16 protein-coding genes and 3 pseudogenes are annotated in these 19,111 nt (G+C 71.6%); 7 read left to right on the plus strand and 12 right to left on the minus strand.

Annotated elements, in window-relative coordinates; all coding sequences use genetic code 11:
- Nucleotides 1-15: 15 nt before the first annotated feature.
- Both IE178_RS14380 and IE178_RS14385 read right to left on the minus strand, forming a co-directional pair.
- Nucleotides 16-759, minus strand: coding sequence for an alpha/beta fold hydrolase (locus tag IE178_RS14380; RefSeq protein WP_193512528.1), 744 nt, complete (start codon nt 757-759; stop codon nt 16-18).
- 5 nt (nt 760-764) lie between these two features.
- Entirely contained in the window at nt 765-1,904 is a 1,140-nt protein-coding gene (locus tag IE178_RS14385; protein ID WP_184761679.1) for a cupin domain-containing protein, read from the minus strand.
- A 145-nt stretch (nt 1,905-2,049) separates the two neighbouring features.
- Here IE178_RS14385 and IE178_RS14390 point away from each other — a divergent pair, with 145 nt between their 5' ends.
- Nucleotides 2,050-3,114, plus strand: a complete 1,065-nt coding sequence (locus tag IE178_RS14390) for a LacI family DNA-binding transcriptional regulator (RefSeq protein ID WP_268250116.1) — start codon at nt 2,050-2,052, stop codon at nt 3,112-3,114.
- Nucleotides 3,115-3,495: 381 nt separating this feature from the next.
- Here the strand turns inward: IE178_RS14390 and hisD are convergent, their stop codons facing one another.
- Nucleotides 3,496-4,857 (minus strand): histidinol dehydrogenase, encoded by a 1,362-nt coding sequence (hisD, locus tag IE178_RS14395; protein WP_193512529.1) that lies wholly within the window; start codon nt 4,855-4,857, stop codon nt 3,496-3,498.
- A gap of 115 nt (nt 4,858-4,972) precedes the next feature.
- Nucleotides 4,973-5,884 carry a LysR family transcriptional regulator gene (locus IE178_RS14400; RefSeq protein WP_184761675.1) on the minus strand — a complete coding sequence of 304 codons (912 nt, stop codon included), beginning with the start codon at nt 5,882-5,884 and terminating at the stop codon, nt 4,973-4,975.
- A gap of 219 nt (nt 5,885-6,103) precedes the next feature.
- Here IE178_RS14400 and IE178_RS14405 point away from each other — a divergent pair, with 219 nt between their 5' ends.
- Nucleotides 6,104-6,979, plus strand: coding sequence for a carbon-nitrogen hydrolase family protein (locus IE178_RS14405; protein ID WP_184761674.1), 876 nt, complete (start codon nt 6,104-6,106; stop codon nt 6,977-6,979).
- 120 nt (nt 6,980-7,099) lie between these two features.
- Here the strand turns inward: IE178_RS14405 and IE178_RS14410 are convergent, their stop codons facing one another.
- The 4 genes from IE178_RS14410 to IE178_RS14425 form a co-directional block, all read right to left on the minus strand.
- Nucleotides 7,100-8,791, minus strand: coding sequence for a glycoside hydrolase family 13 protein (locus IE178_RS14410; protein WP_193512530.1), 1,692 nt, complete (start codon nt 8,789-8,791; stop codon nt 7,100-7,102).
- A 108-nt stretch (nt 8,792-8,899) separates the two neighbouring features.
- Nucleotides 8,900-9,748 carry a carbohydrate ABC transporter permease gene (locus IE178_RS14415; RefSeq protein ID WP_193512531.1) on the minus strand — a complete coding sequence of 283 codons (849 nt, stop codon included), beginning with the start codon at nt 9,746-9,748 and terminating at the stop codon, nt 8,900-8,902.
- The gene (locus tag IE178_RS14420; protein WP_229876271.1) at nt 9,745-10,740 is read right to left on the minus strand and encodes a carbohydrate ABC transporter permease; all 996 of its coding nucleotides are present in this window, start codon (nt 10,738-10,740) and stop codon (nt 9,745-9,747) included. Before IE178_RS14420 ends, IE178_RS14415 begins: the two co-directional genes overlap by 4 nt.
- Entirely contained in the window at nt 10,737-12,065 is a 1,329-nt protein-coding gene (locus IE178_RS14425; protein WP_193512532.1) for an extracellular solute-binding protein, read from the minus strand. Before IE178_RS14425 ends, IE178_RS14420 begins: the two co-directional genes overlap by 4 nt.
- Nucleotides 12,066-12,231: 166 nt before the next feature.
- Here IE178_RS14425 and IE178_RS14430 point away from each other — a divergent pair, with 166 nt between their 5' ends.
- Nucleotides 12,232-13,299: a LacI family DNA-binding transcriptional regulator gene (locus tag IE178_RS14430; protein WP_229876272.1), complete on the plus strand. Its 1,068-nt coding sequence runs from the start codon at nt 12,232-12,234 to the stop codon at nt 13,297-13,299.
- A 394-nt stretch (nt 13,300-13,693) separates the two neighbouring features.
- Nucleotides 13,694-14,011 (plus strand): annotated as a pseudogene (locus IE178_RS14435) (Tn3 family transposase); the annotation flags it as partial.
- Between the two features lie 178 nt (nt 14,012-14,189).
- On the opposite strand, the gene IE178_RS14440 reads toward IE178_RS14435, so the two are convergent.
- Nucleotides 14,190-14,567, minus strand: a complete 378-nt coding sequence (locus IE178_RS14440; protein ID WP_184761670.1) for a winged helix-turn-helix transcriptional regulator — start codon at nt 14,565-14,567, stop codon at nt 14,190-14,192.
- Nucleotides 14,568-14,838: 271 nt separating this feature from the next.
- Here IE178_RS14440 and IE178_RS14445 point away from each other — a divergent pair, with 271 nt between their 5' ends.
- Nucleotides 14,839-15,744 (plus strand): NADP-dependent oxidoreductase, encoded by a 906-nt coding sequence (locus IE178_RS14445; protein ID WP_193512533.1) that lies wholly within the window; start codon nt 14,839-14,841, stop codon nt 15,742-15,744.
- A 161-nt stretch (nt 15,745-15,905) separates the two neighbouring features.
- On the opposite strand, the pseudogene IE178_RS14450 reads toward IE178_RS14445, so the two are convergent.
- From IE178_RS14450 to IE178_RS14460, 3 genes and pseudogenes are all read right to left on the minus strand, one after another.
- A pseudogene (locus IE178_RS14450) lies at nt 15,906-16,474 on the minus strand (GNAT family N-acetyltransferase).
- 454 nt (nt 16,475-16,928) lie between these two features.
- Nucleotides 16,929-17,330: a DUF6281 family protein gene (locus IE178_RS14455; RefSeq protein ID WP_193512534.1), complete on the minus strand. Its 402-nt coding sequence runs from the start codon at nt 17,328-17,330 to the stop codon at nt 16,929-16,931.
- A 166-nt stretch (nt 17,331-17,496) separates the two neighbouring features.
- Nucleotides 17,497-17,676 (minus strand): annotated as a pseudogene (locus IE178_RS14460) (transposase); the annotation flags it as partial.
- Nucleotides 17,677-18,200: 524 nt separating this feature from the next.
- Between IE178_RS14460 and IE178_RS14465 the strand changes: the two are divergent.
- Together IE178_RS14465 and IE178_RS14470 are read left to right on the plus strand one after the other, a co-directional pair.
- Nucleotides 18,201-18,656: a YbaB/EbfC family nucleoid-associated protein gene (locus tag IE178_RS14465; RefSeq protein ID WP_184761667.1), complete on the plus strand. Its 456-nt coding sequence runs from the start codon at nt 18,201-18,203 to the stop codon at nt 18,654-18,656.
- Nucleotides 18,657-18,658: 2 nt separating this feature from the next.
- Entirely contained in the window at nt 18,659-19,030 is a 372-nt protein-coding gene (locus IE178_RS14470; RefSeq protein ID WP_184761666.1) for a hypothetical protein, read from the plus strand.
- Nucleotides 19,031-19,111 lie beyond the last annotated feature (81 nt).

The raw sequence follows: 19,111 nt of genomic DNA on the forward strand, positions 1-19,111 counted from the left end.
GGGAGGAGGGGGCGGTCAGGGGACGGTGGGTGCGGCGCTCGCGGGTGTCGTGCCGACGGCCGCGACCAGTTCCCGCAGCGCCGCCGTCACCGCCTCGGGCTGCTGCCACGGCAGCAGGTGTCCCGCCTCGGGCAGCAGCGTCAGGGCCGCTCCGGGGACCGAGTCCGCGATCGCCTGGTGGAAGGCGGGCGGGCACAGCGTGTCCCGCGCCCCGGCCAGGACCACGGTGGGGCAGCGGGCCGTCCGCAGCACACCGGACGCGTCCGCGCGGGTCGCCTGCGCGGCGAGCTGGGCGCGGGCGGCGGTGGCGCCCACGGCGTGCGCCATGGCGCGGTAGCGCCGTGCGGCCTCGGGTGTGGGGCGCCGGTCGGGGAACATGTCCGGCAGCGTCCGCTCGACGACGTCCGCGTACCGGCCGGCCGCGATCAGCTCGTCCATCTCCCGCCAGGCCGCGTACTGCTCGGGACGCGGTGCGCCCGCGTTGGTCGCCATCACGCACAGGCCCGCGATGCGCCCGGGCGCCCGGCGCAGCGCCTCGAAGCCGACGATGGCCCCCAGACTGAGCCCGACGAGCACGAAGCGGCCCGGAACCGCGGCGAGCACGTCCTCGGCGAGCGCCCCGATGTCCGCACGCCGCAGCGGGACGTGGTGGACGTCGTGGCCTTCGGGGAACTCGACGTCGCGCCACAGGCTCGCGTCGCAGAGCATCCCGGGCACGACGACGAGCGGCAGTGGACCGGCCGTGTCCTCGTACGCCATGCCGGTCACCAGGAGCGCGCGGAGCGGGGCAGCAGCGCGTACGGGGCGACGTACCCGTTGTGGTCGATGCCCACGCCCGCGTCCGCCGCGCTCTTGCGCACCTCCTCGTCCCACTCCAGACGGACCCGTCCGTCACCGGAGTTGACCACGAGGAGGTCGCCCCGCTCGTCGCCGACGTTGCGCACGGTGCGCCAGGCGTCCTGGGGGACGGAGAGTATGTCGCGGGGGCCGAGACGCACCGAGACGGGGTCGGTGCGGTTGAGGGTGACCTCCCACAGACCGTCCTTCACGATCAGGGTCTGGGTCTCGTGCTGGCGGTGCGCCGAGACGCCCTGCCCGGGGTCGGCGCGGAGCCAGGCGACGTTGTGCCCGTGCGGATTGAACACGCGGGGCTCCTGGTGCGGGTCCTCGGTCATGCCGTAGCCGATGACGCAGCTCAGACGGGCGCCGCCGCCGGGCAGGGCGCTGTCGAGGAAGGGGTGGTCGGAGAACACGAGCTCGTCCGCGGCGGCGATGCGGCGCCTCATCTCGTCGGGGGTGTAGCGGCGCAGCCGGTCGAGGTGTTCCTGGGCCAGGGGGCTGACGAGCTCGGACTCCGGCGGGACGGTGTCACCGGCGACGGTGTCGACGAGTTCGTTGTCGGCGGTGAGGTACAGGCCGTGCTTCCGCGCCTCCCGCAGGACGGACGGGCCCCAGATGATGCCGCCGGTGTCGTCCATGCCCAGCACCGTGAACAGCCAGCCGTCGTCCGGGCCGGTGTTGGTGAAGCCGCGGAAGATCCAGGTCGGGATGGAGGCGATGTCACCGGCTTTGAGCGTGAGTTCGCCCTCGGTGCCGTCGGCGCCCCAGCGCAGCAGGTACTCGCCCTCGGTGCAGATGAACACCTCGGCCGTGTAGTGCAGGTGCAGGTTGTTGGTGATGCCGTGCGGCATGGCGGCGGCGCCGATGTTGTAGCCGTGCGGCAGCCGCAGGTTGACGTGCTGGTCGGCGGCCTGTGAGACGCCCGGCCCGATCATCGCGTAGTTCTCCTTGCGATCCGAACCGGGCGTACGGCAGTCGATGAAGGCCTGGTTGCAGGAGACGAAGTCGCTGCGGCGCACCGTGCGGCGGGCCAGCTCGCTGGGGGACACGACGACATCGGGCATGACTGCTCCTCGGTTTGTGAATACGTATGTATTCCATGACAGGCTCCGGACGGAGGGATGTCAAGAGGAAGGGGCGAGACAGTTGAGGGCGAGTCGGCTCACGCACGGCCCCGACGGGCGTGGCCGGCGAGGTGCGGGCCGTGTTATGGACATACGTATACTGGCGCGGGGGCGTCATCGGGCGGCGCCGGTGGCAACGAGGAGAGAGCCGATGGGGATCACCAGTCACGACGTGGCGAGGCTGGCAGGTGTGTCGCAGCCCACGGTCTCCCGGGCGCTGCGCGACGACCCCCGCGTGTCCCAGGCCACCCGCGAGAAGGTCAAGCGGGCCGCCCAGGCGCTGAACTACGTGCCGAGCGAGGCCGGACGCACCCTCTCGACACGTGCCACGCGGCGGGTCGGCGTCATCGTCACCGACCTGACGAACCCGTTCTACCCGCATGTCATCGCCCCGCTCCACGACGAACTGAGCAGCCTCGGCTACCGGATGATGCTGATCACCGAGCGGTCCGACGAGGCGGTCGCCGAGGAGAAACTGCTCGACCAGTCGATGGACGGCGTCGTGCTCGCCACAGCCACCACCGACTCCCGGCTCCCGGCCCAGCTGGAGCGACGAGGCATGCCCTACGTCTTCCTCAACCGCGACACCGGCCGGGCCGGGGACTTCGCCTCCGTCGTCGACAACGAGGGCGGCGGGCGGCTCGTCGCCCGGGAACTCGTGGCCCTCGGGCACCGGCGCATCGCCGGGGTCTTCGGCGCGGCCAACACCACCACGGGGCGCGAGCGCGAGATGGGCTTCCGGCTGGCCCTCGCCGAGGCGGGCGTGGGGCTGCCGGAGGGCCGCGTGGTGCGCGGAGCGTTCGAGTACGACACCGGCTACCGGGCGCTGCCCGCCCTGCTCGAGGCGGACGAGGCACCCACCGCGGTGTTCTGCGGCAACGACGTCGTCGCCATCGGTGTCCTGAACGCCGCCCTCGCGGCCGGTGTCAAGGTCCCCGACGACCTCACCGTCATCGGCTTCGACGACCTTCCGATGGCCTCCTGGGAGGTGTTCCGGCTCACCACCGTCCGGCACGACCTGCGCGAGCTGTCGCGCCAGGCGGCGCGCCTGCTGGTGCGGCGGATCGCCAAGGACGTCGACCCCGCCGGTGAACGCCTTGTCCTGCCGACCGAGTTCGTCCCCCGCGCCACTCACGCCCGCGCCCACTGAGCCGTCACGGCCGCCGGTCCACCCGCTTCGGTGTCCGCTTCGGTGTCCGCTCCGTGTCCCCGGAGCGGACACCGGGATGGCGCCGTCGCCGCGGCCCCCCGGCCGGCGCTGCCGTACCACCCCCACGCCGACGAGCACCGTCGCGAGGCCGGGCGAGAGCCACAGCTCCAGCCGGTGGCCCCCCAGCACGGCCATGAGCAGGTCAGGTGGGGCGGTCGGCTTCGGCGCCGGGGGTCCGGCGGCCGACGGTCCGCGCCGTCCGAGAGGAGCGGGCGGCTCACCGTCAGCCGGGCCGGCGGGCCCGGAACGGGCCGGCCGGGGCGTGGTGTGCCGGGCGCACCGGGCGTGCCGGCGCACGCGACGCGCCGGCACGAGAGGGGATCAGAGCTGGTCGCGCAGAGCGGCCGGAATGTCGTCGAACGCGCCGGACGTCCGCCCGACCCGGTCGATGCGGAGCGTCGCGGTGGCGCCGTGGGCGGCCAGCCCCTCGAACGCCGAGATGCGCTCGACGGCGGGAGCCAGGGACACGGTCCCCTCCCGCGAGGCGCGCTGGAACGTCAGCGGCTTCAGGAAGCGGGAGACGGAGAGCCCCGCGTTGTAGCGGGCGGTCTTGCCGGTGGGCAGCACGTGGTTGGTGCCGGCGATGCCCTTGTCGGAGTAGGCGACCGTCGACCACGACCCGATGAACAGCGAGCCGTAGTTGGAGAGGTTCTCCAGGTAGTACTCGTCGTCCTCGGTCTGGATCTCCAGGTGCTCGGGAGCGATCACGTCGGCCACGGCGACGGCGCCGGCCCGGTCACCCACCACGACGACGGAACCGAAGTCGCGCCACGCCGGGCCGGCGATGTCCCGGGTGCTCAGGGACTCCAGCTGGCGCTCGATCTCCGCGATCACGGCACGCCCCTGCTTCTCGGACGTGGTGATCAGGGCGGCGGGCGAGTTGGGGCCGTGTTCGGCCTGACCCAGCAGGTCCGCCGCGACCCACACCGGGTCGGCGCTGTCGTCGGCGATGACGGCGACCTCGGAGGGGCCGGCCAGCAGGTCGATGCCGACCCGGCCGAACAGCTGCCGCTTCGCCTCGGTGACGAACGCGTTGCCCGCGCCGACCAGCATGTCGACCGGGGCCTCGCCGAGCAGACCGAAGGCCATCGCTCCGAGCGCCTGCACACCACCGAGCGCGAACACCCGGTCGGCGCGCGACAGGTGGGCGCCGTACAGCACGGCGGGATGCGCGCCGTGCTCACCCGACGGGGGAGTGCACGCCAGCACCGTGGGCACCCCGGCGGTCTTCGCCACGTTCACCGTCATGAAGGCGCTGGCGAGCAGCGGGAAACGACCGGCCGGCAGGTACGCGCCGACGCGGGAGACGGGAACGTAGCGCTGGCCGCCGGTGACACCGGGAGCGACTTCGACCTCGAAGTCCGTCAGGTGCTCGCGCTGCGCGGCGGCGAACCGGTGGGTGCGCTCGTAGCCCATCTCCAGAGCGGTGCGGACGTCCGGGGGCAGGGCGTCGCCCGACTTCTTCAGCTCGGCGGCCCCGATCTCCAGGTCGCCGGACCAGCCGTCCAGCTCCTGGGCGTAGGCGCGCACCGCGTCCATGCCCTTGTGCTCGATCTCCTTCAGCATCTGCGAGACCCGCTCGACCACCTTGGGGTCGCGCTGGGCGGGGGGACCGTCCACGGACGGCTTCTTGAGCCACTGGAACGGGGGGAGGGCCTGTGCTTCGGCGTGCGTGATCTGCATGGCGAGGACGCTAGACGTCGCGCTGCCACAGGACTAGAGGGGCAGTTCCTGTCCGAACCACAGGGTCTCCCTGTGGTTCGGGGAGGGGCCTGCACCGCGTCCGTGCACCCGCCGATCAGAGGCCGACGTCGGTACGGATCTCACGCAAGGTGTCCTCGGCGATCCGGGCGAGCTCCCTCGTGGCCCGCGACAGCGGATGCCCCCGCCGTCTGACCAGGGCGATCGTGTCGTAGAGGGGGTCGGCGAACGGGACGGTGCGCAACCCCGCGGGAAACGCCGGGCCGGCGATCACCGCCCGGCTGGCGATCGTGTCGCCCACCCCGGCGGCGACCAGGCCCAGCGCGGCCTCGACATGCTCCAGCTCGATCAGCGGCTCGATGCCCACCCCGGCGAACTGGGCCCGCTCCGCGAGCTGCCGCCGGGTGGGGTCCTGCCACCCGTAATGGGCGTCGTAAAGGACCAGGGGCGCTCGGGCGAAGGCCTCCATCGTCATCGGCGCGCGGGTTCTCTCCTCGCTCGCGCTGACGAAGAACACCTCGTCGCGCAGCAGCGGGGTCACCGCCAGCCCCTCGTCGTCGATCGGCAGGACGACCAGGCCCGCCTCGATCCGTCCCGCCGCCACGGCCGCCGCGGTCTCGGCCGAGTTCTGCCCCACGAGCCGGACCCGGACGGACGGATACCGGGCGTGGAACATCTGCACGAGGTTGGACAGCAGGTAGTAGTCCGCGTTGCGCAGCACACCGAACGTGGCGGTCCCCCCGCCCAGCGAGCCCAGCGAGCGCACCGCCCGCGTCCCGCTCTCGGCGGCCTCCACCGCCTGCTGGGCGTACGGCAGCAGTTCCTGGCCGGCCGCGGTCAGGGTCAGGGTGCGGCTGCCGCGCGCGAACAGCTCTGCGTCCAGTTCCGTCTCGAGGCGGCGCACCAGTTCGGAGGCCGACGCCTGGGCGATGTCCATGGCCCGCGCCGCTGCGGTGAACGACCCGAGCCGCTCCGCCTCGACGAAGGCCCTCAGCTGGTTGAGGGTCATGCGTTCGTCTGTCCTGTCGAGTCGGTGATCCGCGTCGCGGACGCGGTGATCCTCGTTCTACCACGGGCTTGCGGAGCGACCGCCGGACGGACGCCCGTGCGCATCCACTGGGTCTCCCTGTGGATGCCGCTGGGAGAGGGGATCTTGTCCTGTGGAAGGCGCGATGATTGGCTCGTCCGCGCCCCCGGAGACCACCCTGCGCGGAAGGTTGCCCCTGCGATGACGATCCCCCTGCCGATCGGCCTCGTCCAGACGGCCGCACGGCATCACGCCGCCGACGACCCGGACGCGTTCGCCGAAGACGTACGCCGCGTCACCGAGGCGCACCCCGGTGTCCGGCTGCTCGCGTATCCGGAACTGCACCTGTGCGGCCACAAGCCCGGCGAGGATCCCGAGACGGTCATGACCGAGGCGGCCCAGCCGCTGGACGGACCCCGCGGCACCCGACTGGCGGCCCTCGCTCGCGAACTGGGCATCTGGCTCGTGCCCGGCAGCGTCTACGAGCAGGGCGCGGACGGCCGGGTCTACAACACGGCCCCCGTCTACTCGCCCGCGGGCGAACGGGTCGCGGAGTACCGCAAGATCTTCCCGTGGCGGCCCTACGAGACCACGGCGTCCGGCAGCGGTTTCGTGGTCTTCGACATGGAAGACCACGGACGCGTCGGCCTGACGATCTGCTACGACGCCTGGTTCCCCGAGATCACCCGCCATCTGGCGTGGCAGGGCGCCGACCTCGTACTGAACCTGGTCCGCACGCCCACCGTCGACCGCGCCCAGGAAGTCGTGCTCGCGCAGGCCAACGCGATCGTGAACCAGGTGTTCATGGCCAGCCTCAACGCGGCGGCGCCGGACGGCGTCGGGCGCAGCCTCGTCGTGGACCCCGAGGGGCACACGCGCGCCGAGGCCGGGCCCGGCCCGGAGGAGGTGCTGACGGACGTGCTCGACCTCGCCGAGGCCCGCCGGGTGCGGGCGCGGGGAACCGCAGGCCTCACCCGGGTGTGGGACCCGTTCGCGGACGACCAGCCGCCACTCGAACTCCCCCTGTACGCGGGCCGGATCGACCCCGAGCGCTGGCGACGTGGGGCCCGCCCCTGAGGCGGCCGCCCTAGCGGTGACCGCCTGCCCGACCGCTGCCGTCCGTCCGTGAGCTCCCCGGTGTCCGGCCGGACGGCACGACCGGCCGACCCGACGACGCGAGGGGCCGGACACCGCTCCTCAGCGGTCGGACGCGGATCCGGTGCGCAGCCAGGCGGAGGTCCACGGCGGGAGCTCGTCACCGGTCAGCGGGCCGGAGGCGAGAAGGACCTCCCCCCTCGGCAGCGGGACGGGCTCGTCCGACAGGTTGCTGACGGTGTGCCAGCCGCCGGCGCGGGCGAAGTGCAGCAGCCCTCGACGCGTCTGCTCCCGCGATCCGACCCACTCCAGTGCCTCGTCGGCGACCAGGGTGCGGCGCAGCCGCAGGGCCGCGCGGTACAGCTCCAGGAAGGATTCCTTGTCACCGCTCTGCGCGTCCGCCGCGTACCGGCCCCAGTCGGCCGGCTGCGGCAGCCACGAGCCGCCGGGGCCGAACCCGAAGGTCGCCCCCTCACGGGTCCAGGGCAGCGGCACCCGGCAGCCGTCGCGGCCCTTGACGCGTCCGCCGCTGCGGACCCACATCGGGTCCCGCAGGTCCGCGCGGTCCAGGTCGGCGACCTCGGGCAGACCCAGCTCCTCGCCCTGATACACGTACGCGGACCCGGGCAGTGCCAGCATCAGCAGCGCCGCGGCGCGCGCCTTGCGCACACCCGCCGGCAGGTCCGGGGCCGGTTCCCGGCCGTCGGTGAGCAGCCACGCCTCGATGTCGCGCTTGGTGCAGTCGCCGGGCAGGGCGTAGCGCGAGACATGACGGACCACGTCGTGGTTGGACAGCACCCAGGTGCTGGTGGCTCCCGCGCCGCGGGCGTCGGCGAGCGCGCTGTCGATGAGGGTGTGCAGCTCGGCGGCGTCGAGCCGTGCGCCGAGGAAGTCGAAGTTGAACGCCTGCCCCAGCCCGGCGGCGGAGGCGTAGGCCGTACGCCGCGAGGCGCGCACCCAGGCCTCGGCGACGGCGAAGCGCGGCGGGTCGTACGCGTCGAAGACCTGCCGCCAGCCGCGGTAGATCTCGTGCACCGCGTCGCGGTCCCATAGCGGATGGCTGCCGTCGACCGGCAGGGCGTCGGGCTGGTAACTCCGCTGCTCGCCGAGGTCGCGCAGCGGCGCGCGCAGGTCCTTGGCGAGGCCGTGGGCGACGTCGACCCGGAAACCGGCGACGCCCCGGTCCGACCAGAAGCGCAGGGTGCGGTGGAAGTCCTCGCGGACCTCGGGGTTGTCCCAGTTGAAGTCGGGCTGCTGGGGAGCGTAGAGGTGCAGGTACCACTGGCCGTCCGGCACCCGGGTCCAGGCGGGGCCGCCGAAGCTGGACGGCCAGTCGGTGGGCGGCAGTTCACCGTCCGCGCCCCGGCCGTCGCGGAAGACGTAGCGCTCGCGGGCGGCCGAGCCGGGCGCGGCCGCGAGCGCCTCCTGGAACCAGACGTGCTGGTCGGAGGAGTGGTTGGGGACGATGTCGACCATGATCTTCAGGCCGAGCCGGTGGGCCGTGCGGACCATCTCGTCGAAGTCGTCGAGGGTGCCGAGCCGGGGGTCGACGTCGCGGTAGTCGGCGACGTCGTAGCCGCCGTCGGCGAGCTGCGAGGGATAGAACGGGCTCAGCCAGACGGCGTCCACGCCGAGGTCGGCGAGGTAGGGCAGACGGGAGGTGACGCCGGGGATGTCACCGATGCCGTCGCCGTCGGAGTCGGCGAAACTGCGGGGGTAGACCTGGTAGACGACGGCCTGCCGCCACCAGTCCGCGGCGTGCGGGGAGGGGGCGGGGGAGTCGTGGTGGGGCATCTGTGAACCTCTCGGGCGCGTGCCCAGGGTGGGGTGCGGGTGTGCGGACGGGCGGAGGGAACGGCCGGAAGCGGCCGTCACCCGGGCAGGGGGCTCGGTGCGGGCCGCTCAGCCCTTCACGGCGCCGGTGGTCATGCCGGAGACGACCGACCGGCGGAAGATCAGCACCAGGACCGCGATCGGCACGGTGGCCACCATCGCGCCGGCGAAGATCACCCCGTAAGGGACCTGGTACTGACTGGTGAACAGGGCGATGCCGACGGAGACGGTGCGCCGGTCGTCGGAGCCGTTGAAGGTGAGCGCGAGCAGGAACTCCGACCAGGTCGCGGTGAAGGAGAACACGCCGGCCGTGAACAGCCCCGGCCGGGCCAGCGGCAGGATCACCGTCAGGGCGGTGCGCAGCGGGCCGGCGCCGTCGACGACGGCGGCCTCCTCCAGCTCGGCCGGAATGCCGCTGAGATAGTTGCGCATGATCCAGATCGCGAACGGCAGATTCAGCGCCACGTACGGGATGACCAGGCCCGGATAGCTGTTGAGCAGCCCGGCCTGGCGCTCCATCAGGAACAGCGGTACGAGCAGGGCGATCGGCGGGAAGACCGACAGCATCAGCAGCGCCGTCATGACCGCCCCGCGCCCGCGCAGCGGCAGCCGGGCGAGGGCGTACCCGGCGAAGAACGCCAGGGACAGGATCAGCACCGTGGACAGACAGGCCACGACGACGCTGTTGAGGAAGTAGTGGCCGATCCCGTTGCGCTCGAAGGCGGTCTCGTAGTTGCTGAGGGTGGGGTCCTTCGGCAGCAGGGTGGGCGGCGTCGCGCTGATCTCGCCGGGCCCCTTCAGGGACGCGGACGCCATCCAGATCAGGGGCAGGGTGGCGCACACGGCGATCAGCAGTCCGCCGAGATTGACGGCGTTGACGTAACGGCGCACGCCCGTGCGCGGGACGTGGCGGCTCATGCCCGGCCCCCTTCGTCGACTTGGGCGCGGAAGACGCGCAGGAACAACAGGCAGCAGCCCAGGACGATGACGGCGGTGGTGACCGCGACGGCGGCGCCGCCTGCGAAGTCGAGGTTCTGGAAGAGGATCCGGTACCCGAGGATCGCCACCGACTGGGTGGCCGTGCCCGGGCCGCCCTGGGTCAGCACGAACGGCAGGTCGAAGATCCCGAACGCCTGGAGGATGCGGAAGAGCACCGCGATGGCGATGATCGGCCGCAGCTGCGGCAGCGTGACCTTCCAGAAGGTGGTCCACGCCGAGGCGCCGTCGATCTCGGCGGCCTCGTAGACGTCACCCGGGATGAGCATCAGACCGGCGAGTACGACGATGGCGACGAACGGCGTCGTCTTCCACACGTCGACGGCGACCATCGCCGCCATCGCCGGCACCGGCTGCCCGAGAATGTCGGGCTGGGTGCCGAACAGCTGCTCACACATCCAGCTCACCGCACCGTAGGTGCCGTTGAACAAGTACGACCACAGCTGTGCGGCGATCACGTTGATCAGCGCCCAGGGCAGCAGAAGCAGCGCGAGGATCCAGCCCCGTGCGGCCCCGAGCCGCTCCAGGACGAGCGCCGTGAGGGTGCCGAGAACCAGCTCGACGGAGACCGAGACGATGGTGAAGCCGAGCGTGAACGCCAGGGCCCGGTACCACTCGGGGTGCGTCAGGAGCGCCTCGTAGTGAGCGAGGGTGGGCGAGCCGAACCGCAGGCCGCCGTACTCGAGCCGGACCTCGCAGAACGACAGCACCAGCGAGAAGACGACGGGAAAGACCGTCACCGCGGCGATGACCAGGAGGGCGGGGGAGGCGAACAGCCACCCGGTGCGGGCGCGGCGGCGGGCGGTGGAGCCCGGGGGCGCGCTCGGGGACTTCCGCGGGGCCCCGGTGCGCACACCGCCACCCTCGCCCCTCGACGGCGTCTGCGCCGTCTTCGTGTGCAGTACGGACCTCACAGCGCTTTTCCTTCCAGGGCCGTACGCAGCCCCTCGCGAGCGGCGCGGACACCGGCCGCGGGGGAGAGACTGCCGCGCACGACCGCGTTCGCCGGGGTGTACAGCGCCTTGCTGACCTGCGGGTAGTACGGGGTCTGCACGGGCCGGGCGACGAGTCGCAGGTCGGCGGCGCGCAAGACCGTCGGGTCGCCGGCGGCGCGCGCCTCGGGGCCGTCGAGTACGGAGGTCATCGCGGGGATGACACCTGCTTCCCGGGCGAGGAGGCGCTGCACCTCGTCCCCGGCGCAGAACCGGGCGAACTCCATGGCGGCGCCCAGCTCCTGGGAACTGGGGTTGACGAAATTGCTCCAGCCGCCGGCGCAGGAGACGCCGGAGCGGCCGGTGCCCTCGAAGCCAGGACGCAGTGCGGCCCCGATCTTCCCGGCGACGCGGGAGACCTGGGGCGTGCTCGCGTTGACCCAGGCGTACGACCAGTTGCGCAGGAACAGCCCGCGCCCGTTGACGAAGGCGTCCTGCGAGTCCGATTCCTCGTAGGTGGCCACGGTGCGGGGCGTGACCCCGCGGGCGGTGAACTCGGCCATCAGCGAGAAGGCCCGCTCCGCCTCCGCGCCGCCCAGTGCGGCCCTGCCCCGCCCGTCCAGGACGGCGGCGCCCGCGTCGGCGAGGAACTCGGTGACGTTGGCCGTCAGCGACTCGGTCACCGCCGCCTGCCACAGGAACCCGGCCTCGACGTCACCGGCCCGCTGCACCGTGCGGGAGGTGTGCAGCAGCTCCTCCCAGCTGCGGGGAACGCGCAGCCCGTGCTTGGCGAGAAGGTCCTTGCGGTAGAAGAGGTAGGTGCTGTCGGTGAAGAAGGGCACCGCGTAGGTCCTGCCCCGGTACGTGGAGCCGGTGCGCAGGGCCGCCGGGTAGGCGTCCCAGAAGCCGCTCGGGAGCAGCTTCTCCACCGGCAGCGCGAGCGCGGAGTGACCGAACTGCGCGGGCCACGTCGTGTCGCCCAGGTACACGTCGGGCTGGGGGGAGCCGCCGGCGAGCTGGGTGGCGATGGCGCTGCGGTTGCCGTCCGAGGTGGACAGTGCGTTGATCTTCGAGACGCGGATACGGGGATGCCGCCGCTCGAAGGCACGGATGATCAGATCCGCGACGACGGCGCCCCGCCGGGAGGGGATCTCGGAGACCCACCAGGTCAGCCGGGCCGGCCTCCGGGGAACGGTCGCGGCCTGCGCCAGCAGGTCGTCGAGGTCCTTTCCTCCGCATCCGGCCAGCGAACCCGCCGCGGCGGCGCTCAGGGCGCCCGTCAGCAGTGTTCTGCGGTTCAGGGACATGGCGTACTCCTCCCTTCTCGAACTGCCTGATGACAGCGCTGTCACCGTAGGGAGCGCTGCAAAGAGTGTCAATGGTCGCGGCGAATTCAACTTTTGAAGCATGTGGATGACAGCGCTGTCATTACATCTGACCTGGTGAGACGGCCGTTGTGTTAGCGTCCCGCACATGGTCGGTGAAGCCGTTGCAAAGGGCGCCACACTGGCGGATGTCGCCCGGAGGGCCGGGGTCTCGCCCTCGACCGTCTCGCGCACCCTGCGCGGTCTGTCGACGGTATCCCCCGCGACCCGGGCGCGCGTGGAGGAGGCGGCGCGCGAGCTGTCGTTCGCGATCTCGCGCAGCGCGTCCAGCCTGGTCACGGGGCGCACGGGCCGGGTCGCCGTGCTCGTGCCCAACCTCGACGCCTGGTTCCTGGGTGCCGCGCTCGCCGGCATGGCACCCGCGCTCAACGCGGCCGGCCTGGACATGCTGGTCTACAGCGTCACCACCGCCGAGCAGCGCGCCCAGTTCTTCGACCGCCTGCCGGCCCGCCGCAACGCCGACGCCCTGCTCGTCGTCAGCTTCGCGCTCTCCCCCGAGGAGCGAGCGCGCCTGGACGACCTGGGCATGCCCCTGGTCTTCGTCAGCCAGCACGAACAGGGCAGGGCCGGCGTCTCCGTGGACGACGTGGAGGCCGCCCGGCGCGGCACCCGCTACCTGCTCAACCTCGGCCACCGGCGCATCGCCTACCTGGAGCCCGCGGACCCCTCGGGTTTCGCCTGGAGCAGCAGAGCCCGCCTCGACGGGTACCGCGCGGCCCTGGCGGAGGCGGGCATCGACGGGGACGACGACCTCGTCCGCCAGGTCGCCGACTGGCAGGGGCCGAGCCTGGACGCGGCGGTGGGGCGGCTGCTGAGTCTCGCGGAGCCCCCCACGGCGATCTTCGCCGAGACGGACGATATCGCCTTCAGGCTTCTCACGGTGCTGCGCGGCGTCAACGTCCCGGTGCCGCGGCGGATGTCCATCCTCGGTTTCGACGGCCACGCGATGGCGGAGCCGTGGGACCTGTCCACGATGGCCCAGCCGGCCCGCCGACTGGGCGAGGTGGCGGCGGAGCTGGCCCACGGCGTGATCCACGACCCCGAGGCGTACCGGGAGCGGCACGTGGTCCTGCCGGTGGAACTCGTCCCGCGGGGCAGCACGGGCCCGGCGCCGGGCCCGCGCCCGCGGCCCGGTGACGGGGACGGCGTTCAGTAACGCCGGGCGTGACGGGTACGGACCCGGCGCCGGGCCCGCGTCCGCGGCCCGGTGACGGTGTCCAGGAACGCCGGGCGTGACGGGTACGGACCCGGCGCCGGGCCCGCGTCCGCGGCCCGGTGACGGTGTCCAGGAACGCCGGGCGTGACGGGTACGGACCCGGCGCCGGACCTGCGTCCGCGGCCCGGTGACGGTGTCCAGGAACGCCGGGCGTGACGGGTACGGACCCGGCGCCGGACCTGCGTCCGCGGCCCGGTGACGGCGTCCAGGAACGCCGGGCGTGACGCGAGCCGGAACCCGGTGGGGCCGCGGACATCCCGCGCCCCGCCACCCGTCCCACCCTGGCCGGCCCCGTCACCCGCGATCGGGTCCGCGGCCGGCCGCGACGATCAAGCAGCTCACCGTCCAGGAATCCCGCCACGAGCTCGCCCGCGACATCTGCCACGGCAAGAAGGGCACCCTCCACCAGGCATACCGGGACGGGATGGAAGATCAGTTGGGTTCGTTGGGTCTCGTGCTGAACGCCGTGGTCCTGTGGACGACGCGCTACATCGACGCCGCAGTCGCCCAGCTCCGCGCCGAGGGCCACGAGATCAGGGGCGAGGACGTCGCCCGGCTCTCCCCGCTCAAGCACGAGAACCTCAACTGCCTGGGCCGCTACAGCTTCACCGCCTCCCAGCCGGCCCAGGGGCTGCGGCCCCCGGCAGGATGACGACGACGGCCAGGAGGAGTGAACGCCGCATCCGTCGTCCGGGGCGGGTCGTTGTACTCCGGGAAGACCACGGCCGACCGGCGGCTACGGCGGGCCGCGGACACCGCTGTCGGCGATGTCCCGAGTCAACTCAGAGGCGCGGCTCGTCCGGTGCGGCACGCGCCAACGCGGGTTCGAGTCAGCCGATGGAGGAGATGCCGCCCTCGCGGGCGTCGAGCAGTTCGTCCCAGTGCTCGGCCGCCCATCGGCACGAGGCGGCCAGCGGCTCCAGCACGCTGCGGCCCAGCGGTGTCAGCGCGTACTCCACCCGCAGTTTCGGGTCGGCGTGCACCGTGCGTGACACGAACCCGTTCCGCTCCAAGCCGCGGAGCGACTGGGTGAGCGCCTTCGGGGTGACGCGGCCCAGTGGCACGCGGAGTTCGGAGTATCTGCGCGGGCCGTCTTCCAGGCAGCTGAGGACCATGGATGCCCATTTGTCGCCGAAGCGGAAAGGCAGCAGCGAGGACGGGCACAGCTCGTCGAACAAGTCGGGTGGCAGCGGGGGCCGTTGCGCCATCGAGGGTCTCCTGTCTCCGGTCTTGGTATCCAGATGGTGACCGACCTTCTGGATATCTTCCGGAGCATCGACTCGGCGGGAGGTATTCCGACGACGGGCAGGATCGTGGTTTTTCGGGGCGGGTGGCCGCCTGCCTGCTCGGCGACCTCACCGATCCGCACCCGGCCTCCTCCGGCCGGATGAGGGCCCGCGTGCCGATGTGCACCTCATCAGAGTAACGGGCGTCGAATGAATGCCATCATTTCGACCTATAAAGGTAAGGCAGGACATTATGCGTGCAGCCCGTTTCCATGAATACGGCGGAGCGGAGAGCCTGGTGATCGAGCAGGCCCCCGACCCCCACCCCGGACGTGGTGAGATCCGTGTCCGCGTCGCGGCGGCCAGCGTCAATCCCATCGACTGGAAGCTGCGCGCCGGCGCCCTGCACCAGCTGATTGCCCTGGAGCTGCCCGCCATTCCCGGGCGTGACGCCGCCGGCGTGGTCGACGAAGTCGGTGACGGAGTGCAGGGGGTCAGCATCGGCGACCGCGTCTTCGGGCTGGGCGGTGTCACCGGCGCAACCGCAGAGCTGGTCATCCTCTCGGCCTGGGCCCACGCCCCCGACACATGGAACGATGAGCAGGCTGCGGGCGCCGGTCTCACGTCCGTGACCGCGATGCGTGGCCTGAACGCGCTCGGCTCCCTCGCGGGGCGCACCCTTCTCATCGAGGGCGCCGCCGGAGGTGTGGGCAGTGCGGCAGTCGCGATTGCTGTGGCACAAGGTGCCACCGTGATCGGGACAGCCAGCGAACGCAACCACGAGTTCCTCACCTCTCTCGGCGCCGTTCACACCACCTACGGCCCTGGCCTCGCGCAGCGTCTCTCCGCTCTCGCTCCGCACGGCGTCGACATCGCGCTCGACACTGCGGCCTCCGGATCCCTGGACGACCTCGTCGCGATCACGGGCGACCCGACGCGCGTCGCGACGGTCGCCGACTACGCAGGCGGGCAGCGCCTGGGCACGCATGTGGTCAACGCGGAGAACGACTCCACCCTCCTGTCCGCGGCCGCGGAACTGGGCCGGCAAGGCCGCTACACACCCCACATCGAACAGACCTACCCCCTGGAGCGGATCGCCGACGCCCACGCGCACGCCGAGCGCGGACGCACCCGCGGAAAGATAGTGATCCGCATCTGAAGCAGGGCATGGCACAGATGCGCCAACCCGCCAAGCGAAGATCTTGGCGGGCCGGCGCTGACTGTTCAGCGATGGGCGTCAGCCACTGACGGATGCGCGGGTCCGACGGGAACGTGACACGGGATGCCCCGGATCAGCAGTCGAGGCCGGGCCCGTCGGGCTCAACTGCCCACTTGACCGCCAATGTCCGCGGCCAGCGCCGCGTAGATGTACTCGCTGCCCCAGCGATCCCCGTCGAGATCGTTCTCGACCAGTGCGCCTCCCGACGCATCCCGAGGCGCTCAGGGACTCGCACAGACCCGGTGTTCTCCACATCCAGCCGTGCGTAGAGCCGGTGCACGCCCAGCCTGTCGAAGGCAAACCCGGCCAGCGCCTCGGCCGCCTCCGTCGCATAGCCGTGCCCCTGGTGACGTGGGTCGAGAGTCCAGCCGATCTCGGCCTGGGCGGCGCGGGCATTGGCCAGGGTGAGCGTCACCTCGCCAAGGACGCCGGGCTCATCGCGTCGGCACACAGCAAGCGCCGGCTCGTCCCCGTCGGCGCACCAAACCGAGTGCGCCGCGCGCTCGGCCGCAACCTGCTCAGTGCGCTCCCGCGTGTGCGCCGGCCGGTACAAGTAGCGCGCCACGCTCGGCAGGCTCTGGTAGGCGTACAGGTCGTCGGCGTCGCCGGGAGTGAACAGACGCAGCGACAGCCGGGGCGTGGCCAACGGCAGCAGCGAGGTGACGTCCATACGGACCTCCGGAACGCGGATGTGGATCAAAATGCGGAATTGATCGTCGCATCACGACCGACGGACAGCCACGGTCTTTCAACAGCTGCGCCCGACAGCCTCACTCCACCTCGAGGCGCGGTATTCCAGGAGTTGTTCACTGGCGCACGATCCTAGTTAGCGTCAATGGTGTTGCGGGAGGCGCCAAGGAGCTTCGCGATCGAGGTGACCGTGTTTTCCGACGGGCGAGCAGATCGTGGGCGTGACATACCTGTCCTTCAATCATCGCCTGCGGGCGGCCGCAGCGGGCGCAGTTGGCGTTCAGTCCCTCGTTACGGCGAGAACCCCCGGGGCACTCGCCCCGGGGCTTCACATCAACTCATCGGTCAGCGCGCGCCGGGACAGGTTCCGGCGTCGTCGGGGAGGTCGGCTTGGCGCGCTTCATGGAGGGCGAAGCCCAGTCCCGCGCCTCGCCTCACGATCCGTCGATCAGCTCCTGTACCTCGGGGGGAATCTTCTTGTCAGAGCGGAGGACCCTGAAGGCTTCCGCCTGTTCAGGAGATGGCCCGATCGCTATGGCCAGGTCCGGAGAGATGCCGCTCACCGCATAGGCGTTCTCCGAGGTCTCCGGTACTTCGGCGGCTTGGTCATTGGTGTCACGGCACGGCGGACGCGTGGCGGTACCGAGCTTCTGGCCGGCTTCGAACTCGACATTCGAGAGCCTTATGTATGTGCGACCTTCGTAGAAGACGTCGCTCGCGCACACACTCTCGCTCTTCGCGTCGGCACCCTCAGACCCATCTGGTCCACACCCAACCGCGGTGAACGCCACGGCTGCCAATCCCACCGCCATCGCACGTGGTCCGACCCAGCTCACGGAGTCCTCCTAATAGATGCTGCGAAGCCCCATGACGTCGCCCTTACCGAGTGTCCTCTTCTTCACTTCGCAGCGGTCCGCCTTGGTGTACATGGTGAGATTCGAGTGCCCGGAACCCACGTGGCCCAGCCCGAAGATGTGACCGGCCTCGTGTGTGCCAGTGTTGGGCGAGCATGGGCATCCAGGCCAGCAGGTCGAGGGCGATCTGGACGATCTCGAGCCAGGCCTTGTTCTGGGCTGTGGTGTGCAGGGGCAGGTTGCGCAGGCCGGTGGCCCGGGCGGCCCGGATCCGGTCCTCGGCGCGGGCCCGCAGCCGGTGACGGAGCTCGAGTTCGGCGATCGGCCGGCGGTGCGCCCGGCCCCGGCCGGCCCTCACAACGCCGTGGCCCAGCCGGTTTGTCCGCACCTGTCGCGCAGCTCCCGGAACGTGCTCCAACCGGGCGTCGAACGGGCACGTGAGGGGCCGATTCGGAGCTTGCGCGGGCCCCCGTGTGCGGGGGGTGTGTGGCATTCTGGGCTCCCCGGCTGATCAGTGTCGGCGCGCGCATGTGCGTACGGAGTCAAGGGTTCTGGTGGAGATGTGGCCCGGAGGACGGCGAGAGGTAGTGCGAAGTGTGCCCCGGCCGCCGTTCCCGAGACGGGGCGGAGCGCCCGTGGGGCTGAAGTTCACCTCATCGGCACACGCGTTCACGTCCGCGGCACCTCACCATGACACGGTCCGGTACGGATCACACCCGGCCGGGCTTTCGCGGCGGGGATCTCACCAGGCATGATCAGCAGACACGTTGACGGTCCGGAGCAGGACGCACGGACCAGGCGTACGGACCGGATGTACGGAGCGACAGACCGACGCGGAAGGGCGGGGCGGGCGTGACGGAACCGCTGGAGAAGCGTCTGGAGAAGGCGATGGCCGAACTCCAGGCGGCCCAGGAGGCGGTCGCGCGCACGGAGCGCGAGCTGCGGCAGGCGTCGTTCGCGGTGCTCTCCTCCGACCGCGCGGTCCGTGCGACCGTGGGCCCGCAGGGCGAGCTGACCGGGATCGAGTTCCTGGAGAACAAGTATCGCGACATGTCCCCGCAGGAGCTGGCCGCCAGTGTGCTGGAGGCGGCGAGCGCGGCGCGGGTGAAGATGAACCGGCACGTGATGAAGGCGATGGCGCCCTTCACCGAGCCGAGCAGCAATGTGCCGGAGCTGAAGGGTTTCGAGCTGGACTGGGAGCGGATCTTCGGCCCCGAGGTGCTGCACGAGGACGACGAGGACACCGCACGTGGCGGCCGGGACACTCCCGCGTGGCGGGACGCGCTCGGTGAGGACGGGGAGGACTGACCATGGGACAGCGGTACTACGTCGACCCGCACCGGATCGAGGCCCTGGCACGGCAGTTGGAGGAGATCGGCACCCTGGCCAGGGGCATGACCGAGGAGTTCCTCGACGAGCTGGCCCCGACGGTCACGTGGCCCGGCACGCAAGGTGAGTTCGCCGAGAAGGCCAGGCCGCAGGAGCAGAAGGAGCGGCAGACCACCAAGGAGACCATGATGTCCATCCGCGACGCGCTGGTGGGCATCACCGATGCCACGGTCAGCCAGGTCCGGATGATGAAGGACACCCGCGACCACAACCTCGAGGAGATCGAGCGGAGCAACAACCGTGTCGAAACCCACGGGCTGAACGGCGACCCGGGCGGGCATGGCCGCCGCTGACCTGCGCACCGTCGGCCGCTCCCGCACCCTGCCGGGAGTGGCCGCTGCGTCCTGCCCGCACGGCCTCCAGGACGGTCCGCG

Source organism: Streptomyces griseoloalbus (assembly GCA_014650015.1).
Classification (GTDB): Bacteria; Actinomycetota; Actinomycetes; order Streptomycetales; family Streptomycetaceae; genus Streptomyces; species Streptomyces griseoloalbus.

Excerpts from the sequence above, each read along its gene's own strand:
- IE178_RS14380 (WP_193512528.1), bottom strand. The coding sequence starts at position 759 with ATGGCGTACGAGGACACGGCCGGTCCACTGCCGCTCGTCGTCGTGCCC.
- IE178_RS14385 (WP_184761679.1), bottom strand. The coding sequence starts at position 1,904 with ATGCCCGATGTCGTCGTGTCCCCCAGCGAGCTGGCCCGCCGCACGGTG.
- IE178_RS14390 (WP_268250116.1), top strand. The coding sequence starts at position 2,050 with ATGGACATACGTATACTGGCGCGGGGGCGTCATCGGGCGGCGCCGGTG.
- hisD (WP_193512529.1), bottom strand. The coding sequence starts at position 4,857 with ATGCAGATCACGCACGCCGAAGCACAGGCCCTCCCCCCGTTCCAGTGG.
- IE178_RS14400 (WP_184761675.1), bottom strand. The coding sequence starts at position 5,884 with ATGACCCTCAACCAGCTGAGGGCCTTCGTCGAGGCGGAGCGGCTCGGG.
- IE178_RS14405 (WP_184761674.1), top strand. The coding sequence starts at position 6,104 with ATGACGATCCCCCTGCCGATCGGCCTCGTCCAGACGGCCGCACGGCAT.
- IE178_RS14410 (WP_193512530.1), bottom strand. The coding sequence starts at position 8,791 with ATGCCCCACCACGACTCCCCCGCCCCCTCCCCGCACGCCGCGGACTGG.
- IE178_RS14415 (WP_193512531.1), bottom strand. The coding sequence starts at position 9,748 with ATGAGCCGCCACGTCCCGCGCACGGGCGTGCGCCGTTACGTCAACGCC.
- IE178_RS14425 (WP_193512532.1), bottom strand. The coding sequence starts at position 12,065 with ATGTCCCTGAACCGCAGAACACTGCTGACGGGCGCCCTGAGCGCCGCC.
- IE178_RS14430 (WP_229876272.1), top strand. The coding sequence starts at position 12,232 with ATGGTCGGTGAAGCCGTTGCAAAGGGCGCCACACTGGCGGATGTCGCC.
- IE178_RS14440 (WP_184761670.1), bottom strand. The coding sequence starts at position 14,567 with ATGGCGCAACGGCCCCCGCTGCCACCCGACTTGTTCGACGAGCTGTGC.
- IE178_RS14445 (WP_193512533.1), top strand. The coding sequence starts at position 14,839 with ATGCGTGCAGCCCGTTTCCATGAATACGGCGGAGCGGAGAGCCTGGTG.
- IE178_RS14470 (WP_184761666.1), top strand. The coding sequence starts at position 18,659 with ATGGGACAGCGGTACTACGTCGACCCGCACCGGATCGAGGCCCTGGCA.